Here is an 18,461-nt window from a genome sequence, read left to right as displayed (position 1 = left end):
GTCCCCACCGGAGGTGCTTCGATGCGCTTGTCCCGAGCCGTCCTGACCGCGGCCGTCGTGAGTCTCACGGCCGCCGGCCTGCCCGCTTCCGCCACGGCCGCCCCGGCCGTCCCCGAACGCAGCGTGACCGACGTCGTGCCGGCGCCCGTCTCGGCGAAAGCCGATCCGCGCGGCGATTTCCGGCTCACGCCGGCCACCGTGATCACCGCCGGCCGCGGCGCCGGCCAGGTCGCGGACTACCTGCGCGGCCTGCTCCGTCCGGCCACCGGTTACCCGCTGCCGGTCGTGCCGCACGCCGCCGGGCTGCCCGCGATCTCGCTCGAGCTGGGCCACGACCCGCGGATCGGCACCGAGGGTTACCGGCTGAAGGTCGCGCGCGACGGCGTCACGCTGAAGGCCAACACCGCCGACGGGCTCTTCGAAGGCGTGCAGTCGCTGCGGCAGCTGCTGCCCTCGGCGATCGAGGCCAAGCGCGTGCAGCACCGGGCGTGGACCGTCGCCGGCGGCACGATCCTCGACTACCCGCGGTTCGCCGAGCGCGGCGCGATGCTGGACGTCGCCCGGCACTTCTTCCGGCCGGACCAGGTCAAGCTCTACATCGACCAGATCGCCCAGTACAAGGTCAACACGCTGCACCTGCACCTGGCCGACGACCAGGGCTGGCGGATCGAGATCAAGAGCTGGCCGAAGCTGGCGACGGTCGGCGGCAGGACCGCGGTCGACGGCGACCCGGGTGGCTACTACACGCAGGCGCAGTACCGGGACATCGTCGCGTACGCGGCTTCGCGGCACATCACGGTGATCCCCGAGATCGACATGCCGGGCCACACGAACGCGGCGCAGTCGACGTACGCGGAGTTGAACTGCGACGGGAAGGCCGTCCCGCCGCGCACGGACACCGAGGTCGGCTACAGCTCGCTGTGCATCTCCTCGCCGATCACCTACCGGTTCGTCGAGGACGTCGTGCGCGAACTGGCGGCCCTCACCCCCGGCCCGTTCCTGCACATCGGCGGCGACGAAGCCCACTCGACGCCGCCCGCGGACTACCTGGCCTTCGAGCGGAAGGTGCAGCCGATCGTCGCCAAGTACGGCAAGAAGGTCACCGGCTGGCACGAGATCGCCAAGTCGGTGCCGCCGGTGTCGGCGGTCCCGCAGTACTGGGACTTCGGCGGCAGCAACCCGGACGTCGCCGCGGCCGCCGCGCGCGGCAACAAGATCCTCATGTCGCCGGCCAACTACGCCTACCTCGACATGAAGTACACCCCGCAGACGCCGCTCGGCCAGGACTGGGCCGCGCTGATCGAGGTGAAGGACGGCTACGGCTGGGATCCGGCGGCGCTGGTCGACGGCGTCGGCGAGAGCCAGGTCGCGGGCGTCGAAGCGCCGCTGTGGACCGAGACGATCCGCACCAGCGACGACATCGAGTACATGGCCTTCCCGCGGCTGCCGGGGATCGCGGAGATCGGCTGGTCCCCGAAGGCGACCCACGACTGGGAGGCCTACCGCGCGCGGCTGGCGAAGCAGGCCCCGCGCTGGGTGGCGCAGGGCATCGACTTCTACCGCTCCCCCCAGGTCGACTGGAAGTGAGCGCCCCGTCGTGAGGGGTAAGGCCGGTCGGAAGCGGCCTTACCCCTCACGACCTCAGCCGAGGGTGACGCTGCGGAGGTAGACGACTTCCCGGTCGGGTCCCGGTTTGACGAGCACCTTGAACGTCGACCACCGGTCCGGCGCGTGGAAGGTGTCGTACTCGTCGTACCGCACGGCCGGGTCGAGCACCCACCCGAACCGCTGCATTTCGTCCGCGTCGAACGGCGGGGCGGACGGCCCGATGGTGGCCCCGCCCGTGGTCCCCGACACCCCCGTCGGCCAGTGCCCGAACGGTTTCGCCGGGTCGGCGCCGTACTGCCGCAGGTAACCGTCCACACAGGACTTCGCCGCGGTGAAGGTGAACGCCAGCCGGTCGGTGAGCGGCGGCTGGACGTCGAAGCGGAAGCCCTCGACCGGGCACGACGGGAGCGAGATCCGGTACCGCGCCGCGGCGTCCTCCCAGCTCACCCCGCTCTCGCTGCCCGGGTACGCCCGCGGGTCGGGCTCCTTGCCGCAGCCGGCCAGCACGGCGGCCGCGGCGAGGAGCCCGAGAACGGCCGTCAGCGGCCGTGCACGCATCGCACTCCTCGTGATTCCGGCGGATTCGGCGGATTCATCGGTGCCCCGCGACGTCGAGGTTCTGGTTCGTGCTGCCCACCACGGTGAAGTCCTGCGCGAGGCCGACCGTCGGCATCTGCGCCAGGTCCTTCACATTGTAGTCGACCCCGTGCACGGTGATCGGCGGCTTCTCCGGGTCGAAGTTGTACGCCTTCTTGAGGTCCACCCGGTAGCCGCCGGTCAGCCGCACCGTCCCGTCGCCGGTCACCCGGGCGGTCAGGTCGCCGGTGACCCGGTACTCGAACGAGTGCAACGCGAAGATGTGGTCGGACACCTCGGTGAACTGCCCGCCGAGCCAGTTCGTGTCCAGCTTCAGCGCGCAGGTGGACCCGACCGGCCCGGTGCACTTGGCCGCCGCCTGGTTGGCGTAGGCCGCCAGCTTGCCGTTGAGCGCGGCCTGCCACTGCGGGTCGTTGTAGAAGCTGTTCATCTGGTCTCCGCTCAGGACGTAGTCCTTGCCGCTCGCCCTCGCCCAGTGGTTGAACAGGGCGCAGGTGATCGGCCGGTTGTTGCAGACGAACAGCGCCGCCGCGCCCTGCTCCGTGGAGAGCATGTGGATGTACTCCTGCAGCGCGGCCCGCTCCCACGGCGCCGGCTCGTGGTAGGCCGGGTGGCCCGCCTGGTCGTCGCTGTAGGGATGCCCGTCGGGGTCGGTCATGTCCGGACGGCTGCCGCCCGCGGCCTCGGCGATCTCCCGCAGGTAGAGGTCGATCGTCCGCTGGAAGGCGTCGGCCGCGGCCTGCACGGCCTGGTCCCGGCTGAGGTTGGCGGCCGCGGCGGACGCGGCCGCGGCGTCGGCGGCCGCCCGGGCGTCGGAGGCCGACGCCGCCGCGTCCGAAGCGGACGCCTGCGCCCGGTTCGCCGACTGCTGGGCCTGCTGGGCCGCCTGCTGGGCGGCGGCCTCGGCCTGCCGGGCCTGGTTCGCCGACTGCACCGCCGCGTCCGCCGACGCCTTGGCGTCCTGGGCCGACGCGGCGGCCTGCGCGGCGTAGGTCTTGGCCAGGTCCGCGGAGTCCTTGGCCTGCTGGGCGTAGCGGGCCGCGTCCTCGGCCGCGCCCCGGGCCACCGCGGCGGCCTTGGCCGCCTCGGCCGCGTTCTGGCGGGCCAGCGCCGCCGAGCGGGCGGCGTCGGCGACGTACCCGGCGACCTCGGCCCGGTGGGTCGCGGTCAGCGCGTCCCGCTGCCTCGCCCGGTACAGCCCGGACTCCAGGAACGTCCGGACCACCCCCGCCGGCCCGGCCAGCGCGGCCCGTGCCGAGGCACGGACCTCCGGCCCGCCGGTCGAGACGGCCTGCGTGGCCAGCACCCGGTCATCGGCCTCCCGGGCGGTGTACTGCCCGGTGCGCAGGAACGCCCGGACGTCGTCGGCGGTGCCGTCGAGCGCCCGCCGTCCCGCGGCCTGCACGCCGGGTCCGCCCCCGGCGACGATCTGGGTGGCGAGCACCCGGTCGTCGGTTTCGCTGCCGGGGTACCGGCGGTTGCGCAGGAAGTCCTGCACCTGCGCGTCGGTGCCGGCCATCGCGGTCCGTGCGGTCGTCGCCTCGGCCGGGTGGGCCGTGGACGCCGCGATGGCCGCGACGCTGGCCCGGTCGTCCTTGTGCACGGTCGCCGGCTGGACGGTGGTGACGAACGCCTTGACGTCGTAGTCGTCGCCGATCAGCGCCGTGTCCGCGGCGGTGCGGGTGAACGGGCCGCCGAGCTTGCGCAGGGCCGCCGCGGCCTTGCGGCCGTTGCGGGTCACCACGGCCGGGTCGGCGCCCGGCGTCCGCGCTTCGGCGAGCAGGCGCTGGGTTTCGGCGTCGAGCTTCGCTTCTTCCCCGGCGGTCCAGGTGGCGTCCGCCTGGGCGTCCGCTTCGGCTTCCTTCGCGGCTTCGGCGTCGGTCGTCTCCTCCGCCTCCTGCTGGGCCAGCCGCTCCTCGTCGGCCTTGCGCGCGGTCTCGGCGACGGTCGCGGCGGTGTCGGCCGCGGTCTTCGCGTCCTTCGCGGCGTTGTCGGCTTCGCGCGCGGCGGTTTCGGCTCGTTCGGCCGCGTGCGCGGCTTCCCCGGCGTGGGCCGCGGCTTCCTCGGCGGCGGTGGCCGCCGCCTCGGCGTGCGCGGCGGCCGAATCCGCGGCCGCGGCGGCCTGGTTGGCCGCGCCGACCGCCTCGTTCGCCAGTGCGGTGGCGGCGTTCGCCGCCCGGGTGGCCTCGGCGGCCTGGCGCTTCGCCTGCTGGGCCGCGCGCCGGGCGCGTTCGGCCTGCGCGCCGGCCTGCTCGGCGAACCCGCCGGCGGCGTCGGCGGCGTCACCGGCCGCGGTGGCGTGCTGACCGGCGGACGCGGCGGCGCTGGCGGCACCGGCGGCGGCGAGGGCCGCGGCCACCGCACCACGGGCGGCGTCGGCGGCCTTGCGGGCGTTCCACGAGACCTGACGGGCGTCGAGCGCGGCCTGCCGGGCCCGGTCCGCCTGACCGGCATCGGACGCTGCCGCGGCCGCCGCGTTGCGCGCGTTGGTCGCGGCCTGGCCGGCCTGCACGGCGGCGGTGGCGGCCTGGGACGCCGCGCTCGCCGCGATCCGCGCCGACTCGGTGGCCGCGGAGGCCGCCCGGATCGCCGTCCTGGCCGCCTCGGCGGCCCGCCTCGCCGCGTCCGCGGCCCGGCCGGCCGCAGCGGCCGCGGTCAGGGAGTCGTTGCGGGCCGCCTCGGTCTCCTGGGCCGCCCGCAGAGCCGCCTGCTTGGCGAGCTCGGCGGCCTGCAGGGCCTGGGCGGCGGCTTCCTTCGCGGCTTCCGTCTGGACCGCGGCGCGCGCCTGCGCATCCGCCGCGAGGTCCGCGAGCTGGGCCACGGTCAGGGTTTCGTGGTCTTGGGCGACCGCGACCGGGTAGCCGGCGGTGAGGAAGCGCGAGAGGTCTTCGTCGGTGCCGTCCAGCGCGATCTGGGCGGCCCGCTTGACCTGGGGGCCGCCCGCCGCCATCAGCTGGGTGACGCGCACGCGGTCGTCGCCGGCCTGGGCCCGCGCCCGGCCGGTGCTGAGGAATTCGCGCTGCTGCTCCGGGGTGCCGGCCAGCGCCGCCTGCGCGGCGCGCTTGACGCCCGGGCCGCCCGAGGCCAGCGCCTGGGTGACCTGCACGCGCAGGTCGTCGAGGGTGGGCTGTTGCCAGCCGGTGTCGAGGAAGGCCTGCATCTGCGGGACCGTGCCGCCGGCCGCGGTCTGCAGGGCGCGCCGCAGCCCCGGGCCCGCCCGGGAGACGAGCTGCGAGAGGCGCACGCGCAGGTCCTGCTCGGCGGCGACGGCGAGCCCGGCGGCGAGGAAGGCGTGCACGTCCGCGTCGGAGCCGGTGAGGGCCCGCTCGGCGGCGGTCTGGACGCCGGGACCGCCGGTCCGGAGCTGTTCGAGGGCCTGGAGCCGCTCGCTCGGCGGCGCCGGTTCGGCGGCGGCCGCGGGCAGCGCGGTCACCCCGGAAAGGACGCCGACCGCGGCGAGCACGGCGGCCACGGGTCTGCGGAACGATTTCATCTCGTCTCCCCCTGGGCACGACGAAATCGCGGATCCGGCCGAGCGGAAAATCAGCGCGGCCGGACCGCGTGAATGGATGGAATACCGATCAGCGGTGCGTCACCGGTCGAATCAGGATCGGCCGGATCGCAATTCGACGAGCGGCGTGAACCCGTTCTGCGGGTCGACGCCCTCGCCGACCGGCGTGTAGGTGTTCTTGATGACGTCGGTGGGCGTCGCGGTGCCCTTGATCACCACGGTGGCCTTGAGCTCGTGGGTGTCGCCGGTGATCGCGAAGACGTCGGGGACGTCCATGGTCAGGAAACCGGATTCCCCGGTGACGCGGAAGCAGAAGTAGGAACGCTCGGCGATCCGGCTCCACACCTTGACGAGCGGGCCGGTCGCGCCGCAGTCGGTGAACAGGATGTGCCCGTCGCCCTTGAGCAGCCGGATGTGGTACTGCGCGTAGATCGCGTCGGCGCCGGGGTAGTCGTACTCCTCGACGATCGGCGGCGGCACGTCGTCCGCGACGGCGGTCCCGGAAACGAACGGCAGAACGGCAGCAGAAAGAGCACCCGCGACAAGCGGGCGCACGAACTTCTTCACAGTTTTATCCCCCTGAAAAGGCAGCCAAGGCCGCCCCCGAATCCCCGATCCGAAACCGATCTTACGGAGAACACACCGGCGAAGTCAACCGAAACCCGACATCACGGGCGCCGGCCCGCCGGGCCGGGATCACGCGCCGGGCCGGCCCGCCGAGCCAGGCCCCGCCAAGCCCAGCCGCGCCCGGATCGCGCGGCGGGCCAGCGCGTAGGGCCGGGTGCCGCCGTCGAGGACGGCGTCGGCGTTGGCCGCGCGGCCCAGCGCGTGGAGCTCGAAGGCCAGCACCTCGGCGTCCGCGCGGAGGTGCCCGAGCGCGACCGCCTCCTCCGCGGTTTCCCGGAGGAAGGCGGCGAACGCACCGCTCGCCGCCGCCACCGCGTCGTGCACCCGGCCCGGGCGCGCGTCGAACTCCGCGCCGACGTTGAAGAAGAAGCACCCGCCCGGGAAGACCCGCTGTTCGGAGTAGTCCAGCCACTTCTCGCACACCGCGCGCAGCCGCGGCAGCCCGGGTGCCTCCGCCCGCGCCGGGGCCACGACGTGGGAGCGGAAGATCTCCCACGCCGCGTCGATCGTCGCGAGCTGCAGTTCCTCCTTGGAGCCGAAGAGCGCGAACACCCCGCTCTTGCTCAGCTCCAGCTCGGCCGCCAGCCGGCCGAGGGACAGGCCCTCCAGGCCGTCGACCGAAGCGACGTCCACGGCCCGGCGCAGCACCAGGCGCCGGGTCGCGTCGCCGCGGGCGATCCGGCCGTCAACCGGCACGCCGCGCCCGCCAGCGGTCCACAGTGGACTGCACGCCGCCGCGGAAGGACGCCGCGAGCGCGGGCGTGGCCAGCACGCGGTCGGCGAGGTCGAGCGCGGCCCCGACCTTGTCCTCCGGCAGCTGCCCGTAGTTGGCGAAGGCGACCAGGTACACCTCGGCGATGGTCGGGCCGTCCGCGCGTTCGGCCAGCTCGACCGGCCCGGCCGTCGGCACCGTGCCGGGCCGCAGCACGCGCAGGTACCAGCCGCTGCGCCCGCTGTCGATCATCAGCGGCGTGACGTCCTTGCGGCCGGTCTTCATGGCCAGCTTGAAGCACGGCTGCCGCGGCTGCGAAACCTGGACCAGCGCGTCACCCCAGGCCCAGACGTCCCCGACCCGGACGTCGTCCTCGGTGGCCCCGGACAGCGAGACGTTCTCGCCGAAGCCGCCCGGTTCGGCCTCGAGGCCGTCGGCCGCCCAGGCCGGGTAGTGCTCGGCCGGGTAGACGTAGACCGCTTTGTCGACCCCGCCGTGCACGGTGAGGTCAGCCTGCCGGTCGCCGTCGAGGTTCAGCTCGGTCAGGTTCAGCTCCGGGGCCGTGACCCGGGCCTTCGTGATCGCGCTCAGCACCGGCCGGTCCCGCCGGAGGCCCAGCACGCTCGGTTCCCCCACAAACACGCCGTCGACGTTCATGAGGCAGAAGGTAGCACGACCGTTCGTATAGTTCGCCGCCTTTAGGCTGGCGGTCATGGAACTGCTCGGCCAGGCCCGCGCCCACGTCGACTCCGGCGCTCTCTTCGCCGAGCTGGCCGGGCTGGTCGCCTACCCCACGGTCAGCGACGCCGCGGACGGCCGCGCCGCGATCCAGGCCTACTTCGACGAGGTCCTGACACCGGCGTTGACCGCGCTCGGCTGCGAGGTGACCCAGCACGTCAACCCGGACCCGGCGGGCGGCCCGTTCCTCGTCGGCGTCCGGCTCGAGTCGGCCGAGCTGCCGACGCTGCTGTGCTACGGCCACGCCGACGTCGTCGGGGAAGCCGGGCCGTGGGGCGAAGGCCGGGACCCGTGGACGCTGACCGCCGACGGCGACCGCTGGTACGGCCGCGGCACCGCCGACAACAAGGGCCAGCACCTGATCAACCTGACCGCGTTGCGGCTGGTGCTGGCCGGGCGCGGCCGGCTGGGCTTCAACCTCAAGTTCCTGTTCGAGACCGGCGAGGAGATCGGTTCGCCGGGGCTCGCGGAGTTCGCCGCGCAGGAGAAGGAGCTGCTGGCGGCGGACGTCCTGATCGCCTCGGACGGCCCCCGCCTGGACGCGGCGACACCGACGTTGTTCCTCGGCGCCCGCGGCGGCATCCGGATCGGCCTGGACGTCGACCTGCACCCGGGAGGTCACCACTCGGGCAACTGGGGCGGCGTCCTGCGCAACCCGGCCACGACACTGGCCGGCGCGATCGCGAGCCTGGTCGACGGCCACGGCCGCGTCCAGGTGCCGGAACTGCTGCCGCCGGAGCTGCCGCGGTCCGTGCGCGAGGCACTGGCGCACGTCGTCGTCCCGGAGCCGGACGACACGTGGGGCGACCCGCGGCTGACCCCCGCCGAGCGGTTGTACGGCTGGAACACCCTGGAGGTCCTCTCGCTGGCCGCGGCGGACGTCGACCGCCCGGTCAACGCGATCCCGGGCCGCGCGCGGGCGGTGCTGCAGCTGCGTTACGTCGCCGGGACGGACGTCGGCCGGATCGCGCCCGTCCTCCGCGAGCACCTGGCCGCGCGGGGGTTCCCGATGGTTTCGGTGACGACCGAAGCCGGCTTCCGCGCGAGCCGCACCCCGGTCGGGAACCCGTGGGTGAGCTGGGCCCGGACGGCGCTGAACGAGGTAGCGGACCGCCCGGTGGCCCTGTTGCCCAACTTCGGCGGCGGCCTGCCGAACCACGTGTTCACCGACGTCCTCGGCCTGGCGACGCTGTGGCTGCCGCACTCGTACCCCGGCTGCAACCAGCACGCGCCGGACGAGCACCTGCTCGCCCCGGTGGCCCGGGAGGGACTGGTGCTCGCCACGGCGCTGTTCGACGCGCTGGGCTCAGCGCCGCCCGCGCATCAGAAGAACCCGAGCGGCTGGTCCGAATAGGACACCAGCAGGTTCTTCGTCTGCTGGTAGTGGTCCAGCATCATCTTGTGCGTCTCCCGCCCGATGCCGGACGCCTTGTACCCGCCGAAGGCCGCGTGCGCCGGGTACGCGTGGTAGTTGTTCACCCACACGCGGCCCGCCTGGATGTCGCGGCCCGCCCGGTAGGCGACGTTGCCGTCCCGCGACCAGACGCCCGCGCCCAGGCCGTACAGCGTGTCGTTGGCGATCTTCAGCGCGTCCGCGTAGTCGTCGAACTTCGTCACCGAGACCACCGGGCCGAAGATCTCCTCCTGGAAGATCCGCATCTTGTTGTCGCCGCTGAACACCGTCGGCTCGACGTAGTAGCCGCCGGAGAGCTCGCCGCCGAGGTCGGAGCGGGCGCCGCCGGTGAGGATCTCCGCGCCCTCCTGCTTGCCGATGTCGATGTAGGACAGGATCTTCTCGAGCTGGTCGCCCGAGGCCTGCGCGCCGATCATCGTCTCGGTGTCGAGCGGGTGGCCCTGCTTGATCTTCCGCACGCGTTCGACGGCGTCGCCGAGGAACCGGTCGTGGATGCCGGACTGGATCAGCGCCCGCGACGGGCACGTGCAGACCTCGCCCTGGTTCAGCGCGAAGAGCGCGAAGCCTTCCTGTGCCTTGTCGTAGAAGGAATCGTTGGCCGCCGCGACGTCGTCGAAGAAGATGTTCGGGCTCTTGCCGCCGAGCTCGACCGTCACCGGGATGATGTTTTCGCTGGCGTACTGCAGGATCAGCCGCCCGGTGGCGGTCTCACCGGTGAACGCAATCTTGCGGACGCGGTTGCTCGAGGCCAGCGGCTTGCCCGCTTCGAGGCCGAAGCCGTTGACGATGTTGACCACGCCCGGCGGGAGCAGGTCCCCGATGACCGACATCAGCACGTGGATCGACACCGGCGTCTGCTCGGCCGGCTTGAGCACGACCGCGTTGCCCGCGGCGAGCGCCGGCGCGAGCTTCCAGACCGCCATCAGGATCGGGAAGTTCCACGGGATGATCTGGCCGACCACGCCGAGCGGCTCGTGGAAGTGGTAGGCGACGGTGTGCTCGTCGATCTGCGAGATGCCGCCCTCCTGCGCGCGCAGGGCGCCGGCGAAGTAGCGGAAGTGGTCGATGGCCAGCGGGATGTCGGCGGCCAGCGTTTCGCGCACCGGCTTGCCGTTCTCCCACGACTCGGCGACGGCGATGGCCTCGAGGTTCCGTTCCATCCGGTCGGCGATCTTGAGCAGCGTGTTCGCCCGCTCCTCGATCGAGGTCCGGCCCCACGCCGGCGCCGCGCCGTGGGCCGCGTCGAGCGCCTTCTCGACGTCCTCGGCGGTGCCGCGGGCGACCTCGCAGAACGTCTTCCCGGTGACCGGCGTCGGGTTCTCGAAGTACCGGCCGCTCGCGGGCGGCACGTACTCCCCGCCGATGTAGTGGTCGTAGCGCGACGCGAAGCTGACGACGCTGCCTTCGGTGTTCGGTGCGGCGTACTGGACCATCTTCCCTGCCTCGTTGCTCGGAGTGACGGGTTGCCGGGAAGGTAGGCCCGGCAACGTTGCAAGCGCGTTGCACCGCCGTGCGCCCGGTACCTACGCTGGTGGACGTGGCACCGGCGCCGGAACCCGAGCTGCTGCGCGACCCCGAGTCGTACGCGCGGCTCCTGCGGCACGTCCGCGAGGCGGTGCTGGCCGGCGTGCCGGGCCCGCGTTCGCCACGCTCCCTGGTCTCCGACTCGTGGAGCCGCTCGCTCGCCGCCCGCGTCGACCCGGACGACGGCGAAGCCCCGTTCGTCCACGACGCCGCCGCCCTCGCCGCGCTCCGGGAGGCCCACCCGCTGGCGCCCGTGCTGCCGGTGCTGCGGCAGATGCTGGTGAGCATCGCCGACGACGCCGAGCACCTGATGATCGTCACCGACGCCGACGGCCTGATCCTGTGGCGCGAAGGCGCGGCGGGCCAGCTCGTGCGCGGCGACCGGGTCGGGCTCACCGAGGGCACGCGGTGGAGCGAGGCGGCGATCGGCACGAACGCCATGGGCACGGCCCTGGCCACCGGCGAGCCGGTGCAGATCTACTCGGCCGAGCACCTCGTCCGCCGCTACCACAGCTGGACGTGCGCGGCGGCGCCCGTGCGCGACCCCGAGACCGGCGTGCTGCTCGGCTCGATCGACGTCAGCGGTCCGCTGCGCACGGTGCACCCGGCCATGCTTTCCCTGGTCACGGCGACCGCGCAGCTCGCGGAAGGCCAGCTGCGCGCCCAGCTGGCCGTCCGTGACGAACGGCTGCGGCGGGTCAACATGCCGCACCTGGAGGCCCTGCGCGGCCGCCCGGGCGCACTGCTTTCGGCGGCCGGCCGGGTGCTCGCGGCCCAGGCGTGCACCCTGCCGTCCACAGTGGACGTCCGGCGCGGCGGCGGCACGGTCGCCCTGCCCGACGGCCGCCTCGCCACGGTGGAGCCGCTGGCCGAGGGCTACCTGCTCCGGCTGTCCTCCCCGTCGGGACCGCACCGCGCCCGGCTGCGCCTGGAGTACCTGTCCGACGGCGCCCACACGACCACTGTGGACGGTCGCGAAGTGCCGTTGACGCTGCGGCACGCGGAGATCCTGACGCTGCTGGCCCTGCACCCGAACGGCCTCTCGGCGGATCGGCTGGCCCTGCAGCTCTACGGCGAGACGGGCAACCCGGTGACGGTCCGCGCGGAGATCCACCGGCTGCGCACCCAGCTCGGCGCGTCGGTGGTGCAGACGCGCCCGTACCGGCTGGCCGCGGACGTCGACGCCGACTTCCTCCGCGCCCGCGCCGCGGTCCGGTCCGGCACCCCGGCCGACGCGACCCGCGTCTTCCGCGGCCCGCTGCTGCCGGAGTCGGAGGCCCCCGCGGTCCGCGAGGAGCGCGAGACGCTGACGGCCCAGGTGCGTCAGGTGGCGTTGAACAGCGGCGATCCCGCCGTGCTGTGGTCGTTCTGGGAGACCTCCTGCGGGGCCGACGACTTCGCGGTGCTCGACACGCTGCTGCGGACGCTCCCGGCGGCCGACCCGCGGCGGGCCGCCGTGGCCGCCCACCGCGCGCGGCTCGCCTGAGGCGTCACGGCTGGAGGTCGGCCACTCCCCGCCCGGAGGCCATGTCGAACGGCACGGACGCCTGGTCGTGGACGATCACCCAGGCGCCGCCGAGGTGGCGGAAGACGAAGGTGACCCGCACCCACATGCCGGCGACGGCCTCCCCGGTCGGCAACGTGCCGCTGACCCGGCCGAAGCCGTGCCCGACGGCCAGCCCGACGCCCACGGTGACGGTCAGGTCGCGCAGCTCGTAGTCCACCTCTTCGAAGGTGGTGAACACCTTCACCCAGTTCTTCAGCTTCGCGTCGACGCCGACGTGCTGCAGCGGCGGTTCGACGTCGAAGCTCACGACGTCCGGCGCGTAGATCCCGCGCAGGGCGTCGAGGTCCTTGGCCCGCAGCGCCGCGACGACCTCGTCGAGCCGGCCGCGGACCGCTGCCGCCGCCTCCCCGCCCCGCAGCGGCGCCAGCGCGGTGCTCCAGGCGACGACGTGGCCGAGCAGGGTGTCCAGCGCCGCGAACTGGTGTTCGCCGGGCGCGAAGACGGTGCCCAGGTCGAATTCGGTCGCCAGGGGCAGCGTGACCTGCGGGCCCACGTCGGCCAGCTGCAGGGCCCCGCAGACCAGGCGCAGCTGCTCGACCGAGCGGGCGCCGCCGGCGCCGCCGTAGGAGACGAACCCGGCCGCCTTGGTGTTCCACTCGACGTAGACGTGGTCCATGGCGTTCTTGAGCACGCCGGGCAGCGAGTGGTTGTACTCCGGCGTGACGAAGACGAACCCGTCGCACGACGCGATGACGGCGGCGAAGGCCCGGGTCCGCTCGTCCTCGTACCGCCCCGAGAAGCCCGGCGGTTCCTCGAGGTGGGGCAGCGGGTGGTCGCGCAGGTCGAGCACGACGAACTCGGCGTCCTCCCGGCGTGCCGCCCGCTCGTGGACCCACCGGGCCACCTGCTCCCCCACGCGGCCCGGACGGGTGCTGCCGAGCACGATCCCGATCTTGGTCATCGTTTCTCCCCTGTTCGGTTGGTTCGACCGGTACGACGAAGCAGGGCACCGGAACGTCAGGTCCTGACGTTCCGGCAGGCCGGATCACGCGCATCTGGGCGATGCGGAACCCCGAGAAGCTGGCCCCCTGGCGCAGGTGAGCGGAAGTAGACACCGTCTACACAAGTTTGATAGACAGTGTCCGCAAGGTGAACCACGGGTTACGGAGATCGGGATGAGCTACCACCGTTTCGTCGTCGTCGGCGACAGCTGCGCCGAGGGCCTCGACGACCCGTACCCGGATCAGCGCCGCTACCGCGGCTGGGCCGACTTCGTCGCCGCGCGCCTGGCGGAGGACGAGCCCGGCTTCCGCTACGCCAACCTCGCCGTCCGCGGGCGCCGGCTCGACCAGATCGTCCCGGAGCAGCTCCCGGCCGCGGCGCGGCTCGAGCCCGACCTCGTCGCCCTGTTCGGCGGCGGCAACGACGTCATGAGCCGGGGGTGGGACGCGCGCACGGTCGCCCGCCGGGTCGACGCCGCCATCCGGGCCTGCACCGAGATCGCGCCCGTGGTCGTCACGTTCACGCTCAGCGACGTCTCCCGCCGGATGCCGCTGGGCAGCCGGATGCGGCCGCGGATCGTCGCGCTCAACGAGGCCATCCGCGAAGCCGCCGTCAGCTACGGCGCGCAGCTCATCGACCTGTGGCCCGACCAGGCCGTCGCCGACTCGCGCTACTTCGGCGCCGACCGGCTGCACCTGTCCGCGCACGGCCACCGCCGGCTCGCCGCCTACGTCCTCGGCCGGCTCGGCCTCGACCACGACCCCGCGTGGCTCGCGCCGCTGCCCGGCACCGCCGCGCCCGGCAGCCGGCGCGCCGACGTGCGGTGGCTGGTGCGCGAGGTCCTGCCGGTCGCCGTGACGCGCACGCGCAACCGGCTGATCGGCCGCCAGCCCGGTGACGGCTTCCTCCCCAAGCGCCCCGACCTGCTCCCGATGACCCAGGACGAGGCGTGGGCACCCGGCAACGCCTGATCACGACGGCGTCGGAACTGCTGGCCGGCGAAGGCGTCGGCGCGGTCACGCTGCGCGGGATCGCCAAGGCCGCCGGGGTCTCGCACGGCGCACCCCTGCGGCACTTCTCCGGCCGCGCCGAGCTCCTTTCGGCCGTCGCCACCCAGGGCTTCACGGAGCTGCTGGAACGCCGCGCGCGGCTGCCGGAGGGTGGTCCGCGGGAGCGGCTCACCGCGGCGTGCCACAGCTACGTCGACTTCGCGCTGCAGAACCCGGCGATGTTCGAGCTGATGTTCCGCCGTGACCTGATCGACCCGGAAGGACCGGCGCTGGCGGCGGCGTCCAGCGCGGTGTTCGACGAGTTCGCGGCACTGGTCGCCGCGGCCGGGGTGCACCACGCCGACCCGCGGCTGGTCGCGGCGTCGCTGTGGGCGGCGCTGCACGGCCTCGCCCAGCTGTGGCTGTGGGGCGGCTTGGCCGGCGCGAGTTTCGCACCGTCCCCCGAGGCGGCACTGGCCGTCACGCTCGACGCGTACCTCGACACGCCGCCCCGGTCCACTGGCCCGAACACCTGATCGAATACCCTCTCGGCATGACCGAGTCAGACCCGCAGCTCGAGCGCATCCGCAAGCTGCTGGCCAAGGCGGAGGACCCGGCGGTCACCGAGGCGGAAGCCGAGGCGTACAACCAGAAGGCCGCCGAGCTCGTCGCGCGGTACGGCATCGACCAGGCGATGCTCGCCGCGTCGGGCGCGCGTGACGACGAGATCGGCACGCTGAAGATCCCGATGGACGACCCGTACAGCCGCGACAAGGCGAGCCTCCTGACCTCGGTCGCGTACCCGCTGCGCTGCCGGACGCTGCTGCACCGCCTCGGCCAGAAGGTCGAGAGCGTCACCGTGTTCGGCTACCGGTCCGACCTCGGCCGGGTGGAACTGCTGTTCACCAGCCTGCTGCTGCAGGCGAGCACGCAGCTGACCCGCGTCCGGCCGGGCGGGTTCTTCCCCGGCGAATCCCTGGCGGCGTACCGGCGCACGTGGCTGCACGGCTTCGCCCGCGCGGTCCACGAGCGGCTTTCCCGCGCCGAGCAGGAAGCCGTCCGCACAGCGGTGCCCGGCGAGCGGTCGGCGGAACTGGTGGTCCGCGACCGCACCCAGCTGGTCCAGCACGCGTTCGACGCCGAGTACGGCGACCTGCGCGCCGCCTCGCCCCGGCGGCTGTCCGGCAGCGGCTACCTCGACGGCCACGACGCCGGCACCCGGGCGAACCTCGACCCGGCCGCACTGACGCGGCGCCGGAAAGCCCTGCGCTGAGCCGCCCGGTCGCCGCGCATCGCCCGGCGCCGGAAAACACCCGAGGTGATCTCCGGGATCACCCCGATGGCGCCCCGGCGCACCACCTGCTAAGTTTTGTTGGCATGTGGACGACGGGTGACGAGCTCCTGCGGCAGCTCGGCGCCCTCGGCAACCCGCACCGGCTGCGGATCGTCGCGGCCCTGCACGCCGAACGCACCTACGTCAGCAAGCTGGCCCGCGAGCTGCGGATCAGCCGCGCGCTGCTGCAGGTCCACCTGCGCAAGCTCGAAGCCGCCGGCCTGGTCACCGCCAGCTTCGAGACCGGCGAGGACGGCAAGACGCTGCGGTTCTACGAGCTCACCCCGTTCTCCGGCGTGCTGTCGCCGGAGACGATCGCGGCCGCCGTGCCGACGCTGACCACACCGGAATCCGTCCACGGGGACGGCGAGGAGGGACGGGAATGAACTGGCACCAGTGGCAGGAGATCATCGGCGTCATCGGGGTCTTCGTCCTGATCACCGTCGTGTTCTCGATCGCGATCGTGCAGCTGGCCTCGACCTGGCGCGCCAAGGCGAAGCTGGCGCGGGAGCAGGAATACCGGTCACTGGCCGAGAAAGCCGTCCGGACGCAGGAAGAAACCGAACGGCAGCTACGGGACGTCCAGGACCGCCTGCGGTCCATCGAACGCGTGCTCAAGGAGGTCGACTGACCCCGAAACGCAGTTGAGGCCCTGGGCCGCCGAGCGGCAACTCGGCGACCCAGGAGGAAGAAGCAACCACCTCGCCCGAGGGCGAGCTCTCATCGGATCACTCCTCCACGGAAGGACCTTAGTTCATGCTGCCCGCAGGCATCCCGGCTCACCGGCGGGGACCGGTGGCCGAACGCGTCACGAACTGGTCGCTGCGGCACCGCGCCGCCGCGATCCTCGGCTGGCTGGCGCTCGTCGCGCTGGCCTGGGCCCTCGGCACGTTCGCCCCCGGCACCGACGCGCGATCGAGCCCCGCCGGCGACGCCGGAACCGGCCAAGCCGCCCTCGACCGCCAGCACACCCGCGAGCCCTTCTGGGAAAACGTCCTCGTCCAGCCCCCGTCCCCCGCGGCCACGGCCGACCTCGCCACGACCTTGACGACGTCGGGCGCGGCCGCGGACATCCGCTCCCAGGTCTCCGCCGACGGCCGGTCGGAACTGGTCAGCTTCCGGATCACCGGCAGCGGCGCCGAAATCCGGACTCACCTGGCCACGGCGACCGCGACCGTCGGCACGGTCGCCGCCCGGCACCCGGACATCCGGCTCGCGCAGGCCGGCGACCTCAGCGTGTCCGGCGCGGTCGACAAGAGCATCAAGGAGGACATCGGGCGCTCGGAGGCCCGCTCCCTGCCGATCACCGTGCTGATCCTGCTGGTCGTGTTCGGCTCGCTGGTCGCGGCCGCGGTCCCGGTCCTGCTGGCGGGCACCGCGGTGGCCGCCACCTTCGGCTTTCTGTCCGTTGTGGACAACTGGATCCCGGTCAACAGCGCGACTTCCGCCATCACGCTGCTCATCGGTATGGCGGTCGGCGTGGACTACTCGCTGTTCTTCCTGCGGCGGGCCCGTGAAGAACGCGCCCACGGCGTCGACGAGTCGATCCGGATCGCGGCGCGGACGTCGGGTCACGTCATCGTCGTGTCGGGCCTGACCGTCGTGCTGTGCGTGACCGGCCTGCTGTTCACCGGTCTCGACAACCTCCAGGGCCTGACCGCGGGCACGATCCTCGTCGTCGGCCTGGCCGTCCTGGCCGCGGTGACGGTGCTGCCGGCGACGCTGTCGCTGCTCGGCTCCCGCGTCGACCGCGGCCGCATCCCGTGGCTGGGCCGCCGTCCGGCGCGTTCCCGGCTCTGGGCCGCGGTGGCGGGTGTCGTCACCCGACGGCCCGCGCTGTGGAGCGGGCTCGCCACCGCGCTGCTCGTGCTGCTCACCCTGCCCGCGCTGGGCATGCGGCTGCAGGACCCGGCGCCGACCGAGAGCCTGCCGCGCAGCATTCCGGTGATCGACGCGGCCGTGCGGATGCAGGAAGCGTTTCCCGGCATCACGATGCCCGCCCACGTCGTCCTCTGGAACACCCATGGCGGCCCGGTCGACACGCCGGCGCTGCGCCGGGCGATCGAGGAGCTCACCGCGGAAGTACCGCGACCAGCCGTGGTCGTCCCGGTGGACCAGGCGCTCGTCGTCCGCGTCCCGCTCGGCGGCACCGGCAACGACGAAACGGCGAGCCGCGCGCTCACGACGTTGCGGGAAACCCTGTTGCCGCGGACGGTCGGGCGGATCGACGGAGTCGGCTACGCGGTGGCGGGCCGCACCGCGGAATCGCACGACTTCACCGAGCAGGCGGTCGCCCGGGCGCCGTACACCTTCGGGTTCATCCTGCTGCTGGCGTTCGTGCTGCTGCTCGTGGTGTTCCGGTCGGTCGCGGTGCCGCTCGTGTCGATCCTGCTCAACCTGCTGTCGGCCGGTGCGGCCTACGGCGTGCTCACCCTCGTGTTCCAGGACGGTTTTCTCGCGCCGCTGCTGGGTTTCACGCCCTACGGCGGGGTGCTCGGCTGGCTGCCGATGTTCCTCTTCGTGCTGCTGTTCGGGCTGAGCACCGACTACCACGTCTTCATCCTCAGCCGGATCCGCGAACGGCGGCTGTCCGGAGGGCCGGCCCGGCAGGCGATCGTCGAGGGCACCGCGAGCAGTTCCGGGGTGGTGACGAGCGCCGCGCTGATCATGACCGGGGTGTTCAGCGTCTTCCTCAGCCTCGCCGCGATCGAATACAAGATGCTCGGCCTCGGCATGGCGTTCGCCATCCTCCTCGACGCGACGATCGTCCGGGGTGTCCTGCTGCCCGCCGCACTGGCCCTGTTCGGCGACCGGCTCTGGCGCACCCAAGCTGTAGCAGGCCTTAAAGCTCCGTCCAGAACTCTTCACTTGTCCTGACGGATCTTCTTCGGCACCGTTG

The 18,461-nt window shown here is 73.2% G+C and carries 16 protein-coding genes; 9 read left to right on the top strand and 7 right to left on the bottom strand.

What is annotated here, in order from left to right:
- The first annotated feature begins 21 nt into the window (after positions 1–21).
- A complete protein-coding gene (locus DV20_RS41950; protein ID WP_043789398.1) occupies positions 22–1,587 on the top strand; it encodes a beta-N-acetylhexosaminidase in 1,566 nt (521 codons plus the stop codon).
- A gap of 54 nt (positions 1,588–1,641) precedes the next feature.
- Here the strand turns inward: DV20_RS41950 and DV20_RS41945 are convergent, their stop codons facing one another.
- The 5 genes from DV20_RS41945 to DV20_RS41925 all read right to left on the bottom strand — a co-directional run bounded on the left by DV20_RS41945 (position 1,642) and on the right by DV20_RS41925 (position 7,712).
- Positions 1,642–2,166 (bottom strand): hypothetical protein, encoded by a 525-nt coding sequence (locus DV20_RS41945; protein WP_043789396.1) that lies wholly within the window; start codon positions 2,164–2,166, stop codon positions 1,642–1,644.
- 34 nt (positions 2,167–2,200) lie between these two features.
- Complete coding sequence (locus tag DV20_RS41940; RefSeq protein WP_084093936.1) at positions 2,201–5,698, bottom strand: ALF repeat-containing protein; 3,498 nt, start codon at positions 5,696–5,698, stop codon at positions 2,201–2,203.
- 111 nt (positions 5,699–5,809) lie between these two features.
- Entirely contained in the window at positions 5,810–6,283 is a 474-nt protein-coding gene (locus DV20_RS41935) for a hypothetical protein (protein WP_051736355.1), read from the bottom strand.
- A gap of 129 nt (positions 6,284–6,412) precedes the next feature.
- Positions 6,413–7,039, bottom strand: coding sequence for a TetR/AcrR family transcriptional regulator (locus DV20_RS41930; protein ID WP_051736354.1), 627 nt, complete (start codon positions 7,037–7,039; stop codon positions 6,413–6,415).
- The gene (locus DV20_RS41925; protein WP_043789394.1) at positions 7,029–7,712 is read right to left on the bottom strand and encodes an MOSC domain-containing protein; all 684 of its coding nucleotides are present in this window, start codon (positions 7,710–7,712) and stop codon (positions 7,029–7,031) included. The genes DV20_RS41930 and DV20_RS41925 overlap by 11 nt, the downstream gene beginning before the upstream one ends.
- Before the next feature lie 55 nt (positions 7,713–7,767).
- Between DV20_RS41925 and DV20_RS41920 the strand changes: the two genes are divergently transcribed.
- A complete protein-coding gene (locus DV20_RS41920; protein ID WP_043789392.1) occupies positions 7,768–9,147 on the top strand; it encodes a M20 family metallopeptidase in 1,380 nt (459 codons plus the stop codon).
- Here the strand turns inward: DV20_RS41920 and adh are convergent.
- On the bottom strand, positions 9,117–10,640 hold the full coding sequence (gene adh / locus DV20_RS41915) for an aldehyde dehydrogenase (RefSeq protein WP_043789390.1): 1,524 nt from the start codon (positions 10,638–10,640) through the stop codon (positions 9,117–9,119). The genes DV20_RS41920 and adh overlap by 31 nt on opposite strands.
- Before the next feature lie 98 nt (positions 10,641–10,738).
- On the opposite strand from adh, the gene DV20_RS41910 reads away from it, so the two are divergent.
- Positions 10,739–12,217, top strand: coding sequence for a helix-turn-helix domain-containing protein (locus tag DV20_RS41910; RefSeq protein ID WP_051736353.1), 1,479 nt, complete (start codon positions 10,739–10,741; stop codon positions 12,215–12,217).
- A 4-nt stretch (positions 12,218–12,221) separates the two neighbouring features.
- Here DV20_RS41910 and DV20_RS41905 read toward each other — a convergent pair whose 3' ends face one another.
- The gene (locus tag DV20_RS41905; protein WP_043789384.1) at positions 12,222–13,199 is read right to left on the bottom strand and encodes an NAD(P)H-dependent oxidoreductase; all 978 of its coding nucleotides are present in this window, start codon (positions 13,197–13,199) and stop codon (positions 12,222–12,224) included.
- A 214-nt stretch (positions 13,200–13,413) separates the two neighbouring features.
- Here DV20_RS41905 and DV20_RS41900 point away from each other — a divergent pair, with 214 nt between their 5' ends.
- From DV20_RS41900 to DV20_RS41875, 6 genes are all read left to right on the top strand, one after another.
- Positions 13,414–14,211, top strand: a complete 798-nt coding sequence (locus DV20_RS41900) for an SGNH/GDSL hydrolase family protein (protein WP_043789381.1) — start codon at positions 13,414–13,416, stop codon at positions 14,209–14,211.
- The gene (locus DV20_RS41895) at positions 14,190–14,765 is read left to right on the top strand and encodes a TetR/AcrR family transcriptional regulator (RefSeq protein ID WP_043789378.1); all 576 of its coding nucleotides are present in this window, start codon (positions 14,190–14,192) and stop codon (positions 14,763–14,765) included. Before DV20_RS41900 ends, DV20_RS41895 begins: the two co-directional genes overlap by 22 nt.
- Positions 14,766–14,782: 17 nt before the next feature.
- Entirely contained in the window at positions 14,783–15,502 is a 720-nt protein-coding gene (locus DV20_RS41890) for a DUF2786 domain-containing protein (protein ID WP_043789377.1), read from the top strand.
- A gap of 104 nt (positions 15,503–15,606) precedes the next feature.
- Complete coding sequence (locus tag DV20_RS41885; RefSeq protein ID WP_043789376.1) at positions 15,607–15,948, top strand: ArsR/SmtB family transcription factor; 342 nt, start codon at positions 15,607–15,609, stop codon at positions 15,946–15,948.
- Positions 15,945–16,193 (top strand): hypothetical protein, encoded by a 249-nt coding sequence (locus tag DV20_RS41880; protein WP_043789375.1) that lies wholly within the window; start codon positions 15,945–15,947, stop codon positions 16,191–16,193. The genes DV20_RS41885 and DV20_RS41880 overlap by 4 nt, the downstream gene beginning before the upstream one ends.
- 125 nt (positions 16,194–16,318) lie before the next feature.
- Positions 16,319–18,439 (top strand): MMPL family transporter, encoded by a 2,121-nt coding sequence (locus DV20_RS41875; protein ID WP_200876614.1) that lies wholly within the window; start codon positions 16,319–16,321, stop codon positions 18,437–18,439.
- The last annotated feature ends 22 nt before the right edge of the window (positions 18,440–18,461 follow it).

The organism is Amycolatopsis rifamycinica (assembly GCF_000695625.1).
Classification (GTDB): domain Bacteria; phylum Actinomycetota; class Actinomycetes; order Mycobacteriales; family Pseudonocardiaceae; genus Amycolatopsis; species Amycolatopsis rifamycinica.
This window is presented reverse-complemented; position numbering and strand designations above follow the sequence as displayed.

What these genes read in the sequence shown, in the direction of transcription:
- DV20_RS41875 (WP_200876614.1), top strand. Translation starts at nt 16,319, where the DNA reads ATGCTGCCCGCAGGCATCCCGGCTCACCGGCGGGGACCGGTGGCCGAA.
- adh (WP_043789390.1), bottom strand. Translation starts at nt 10,640, where the DNA reads ATGGTCCAGTACGCCGCACCGAACACCGAAGGCAGCGTCGTCAGCTTC.
- DV20_RS41900 (WP_043789381.1), top strand. Translation starts at nt 13,414, where the DNA reads ATGAGCTACCACCGTTTCGTCGTCGTCGGCGACAGCTGCGCCGAGGGC.
- DV20_RS41880 (WP_043789375.1), top strand. Translation starts at nt 15,945, where the DNA reads ATGAACTGGCACCAGTGGCAGGAGATCATCGGCGTCATCGGGGTCTTC.
- DV20_RS41950 (WP_043789398.1), top strand. Translation starts at nt 22, where the DNA reads ATGCGCTTGTCCCGAGCCGTCCTGACCGCGGCCGTCGTGAGTCTCACG.
- DV20_RS41890 (WP_043789377.1), top strand. Translation starts at nt 14,783, where the DNA reads ATGACCGAGTCAGACCCGCAGCTCGAGCGCATCCGCAAGCTGCTGGCC.
- DV20_RS41945 (WP_043789396.1), bottom strand. Translation starts at nt 2,166, where the DNA reads ATGCGTGCACGGCCGCTGACGGCCGTTCTCGGGCTCCTCGCCGCGGCC.
- DV20_RS41920 (WP_043789392.1), top strand. Translation starts at nt 7,768, where the DNA reads ATGGAACTGCTCGGCCAGGCCCGCGCCCACGTCGACTCCGGCGCTCTC.
- DV20_RS41940 (WP_084093936.1), bottom strand. Translation starts at nt 5,698, where the DNA reads ATGAAATCGTTCCGCAGACCCGTGGCCGCCGTGCTCGCCGCGGTCGGC.
- DV20_RS41905 (WP_043789384.1), bottom strand. Translation starts at nt 13,199, where the DNA reads ATGACCAAGATCGGGATCGTGCTCGGCAGCACCCGTCCGGGCCGCGTG.
- DV20_RS41925 (WP_043789394.1), bottom strand. Translation starts at nt 7,712, where the DNA reads ATGAACGTCGACGGCGTGTTTGTGGGGGAACCGAGCGTGCTGGGCCTC.
- DV20_RS41885 (WP_043789376.1), top strand. Translation starts at nt 15,607, where the DNA reads ATGTGGACGACGGGTGACGAGCTCCTGCGGCAGCTCGGCGCCCTCGGC.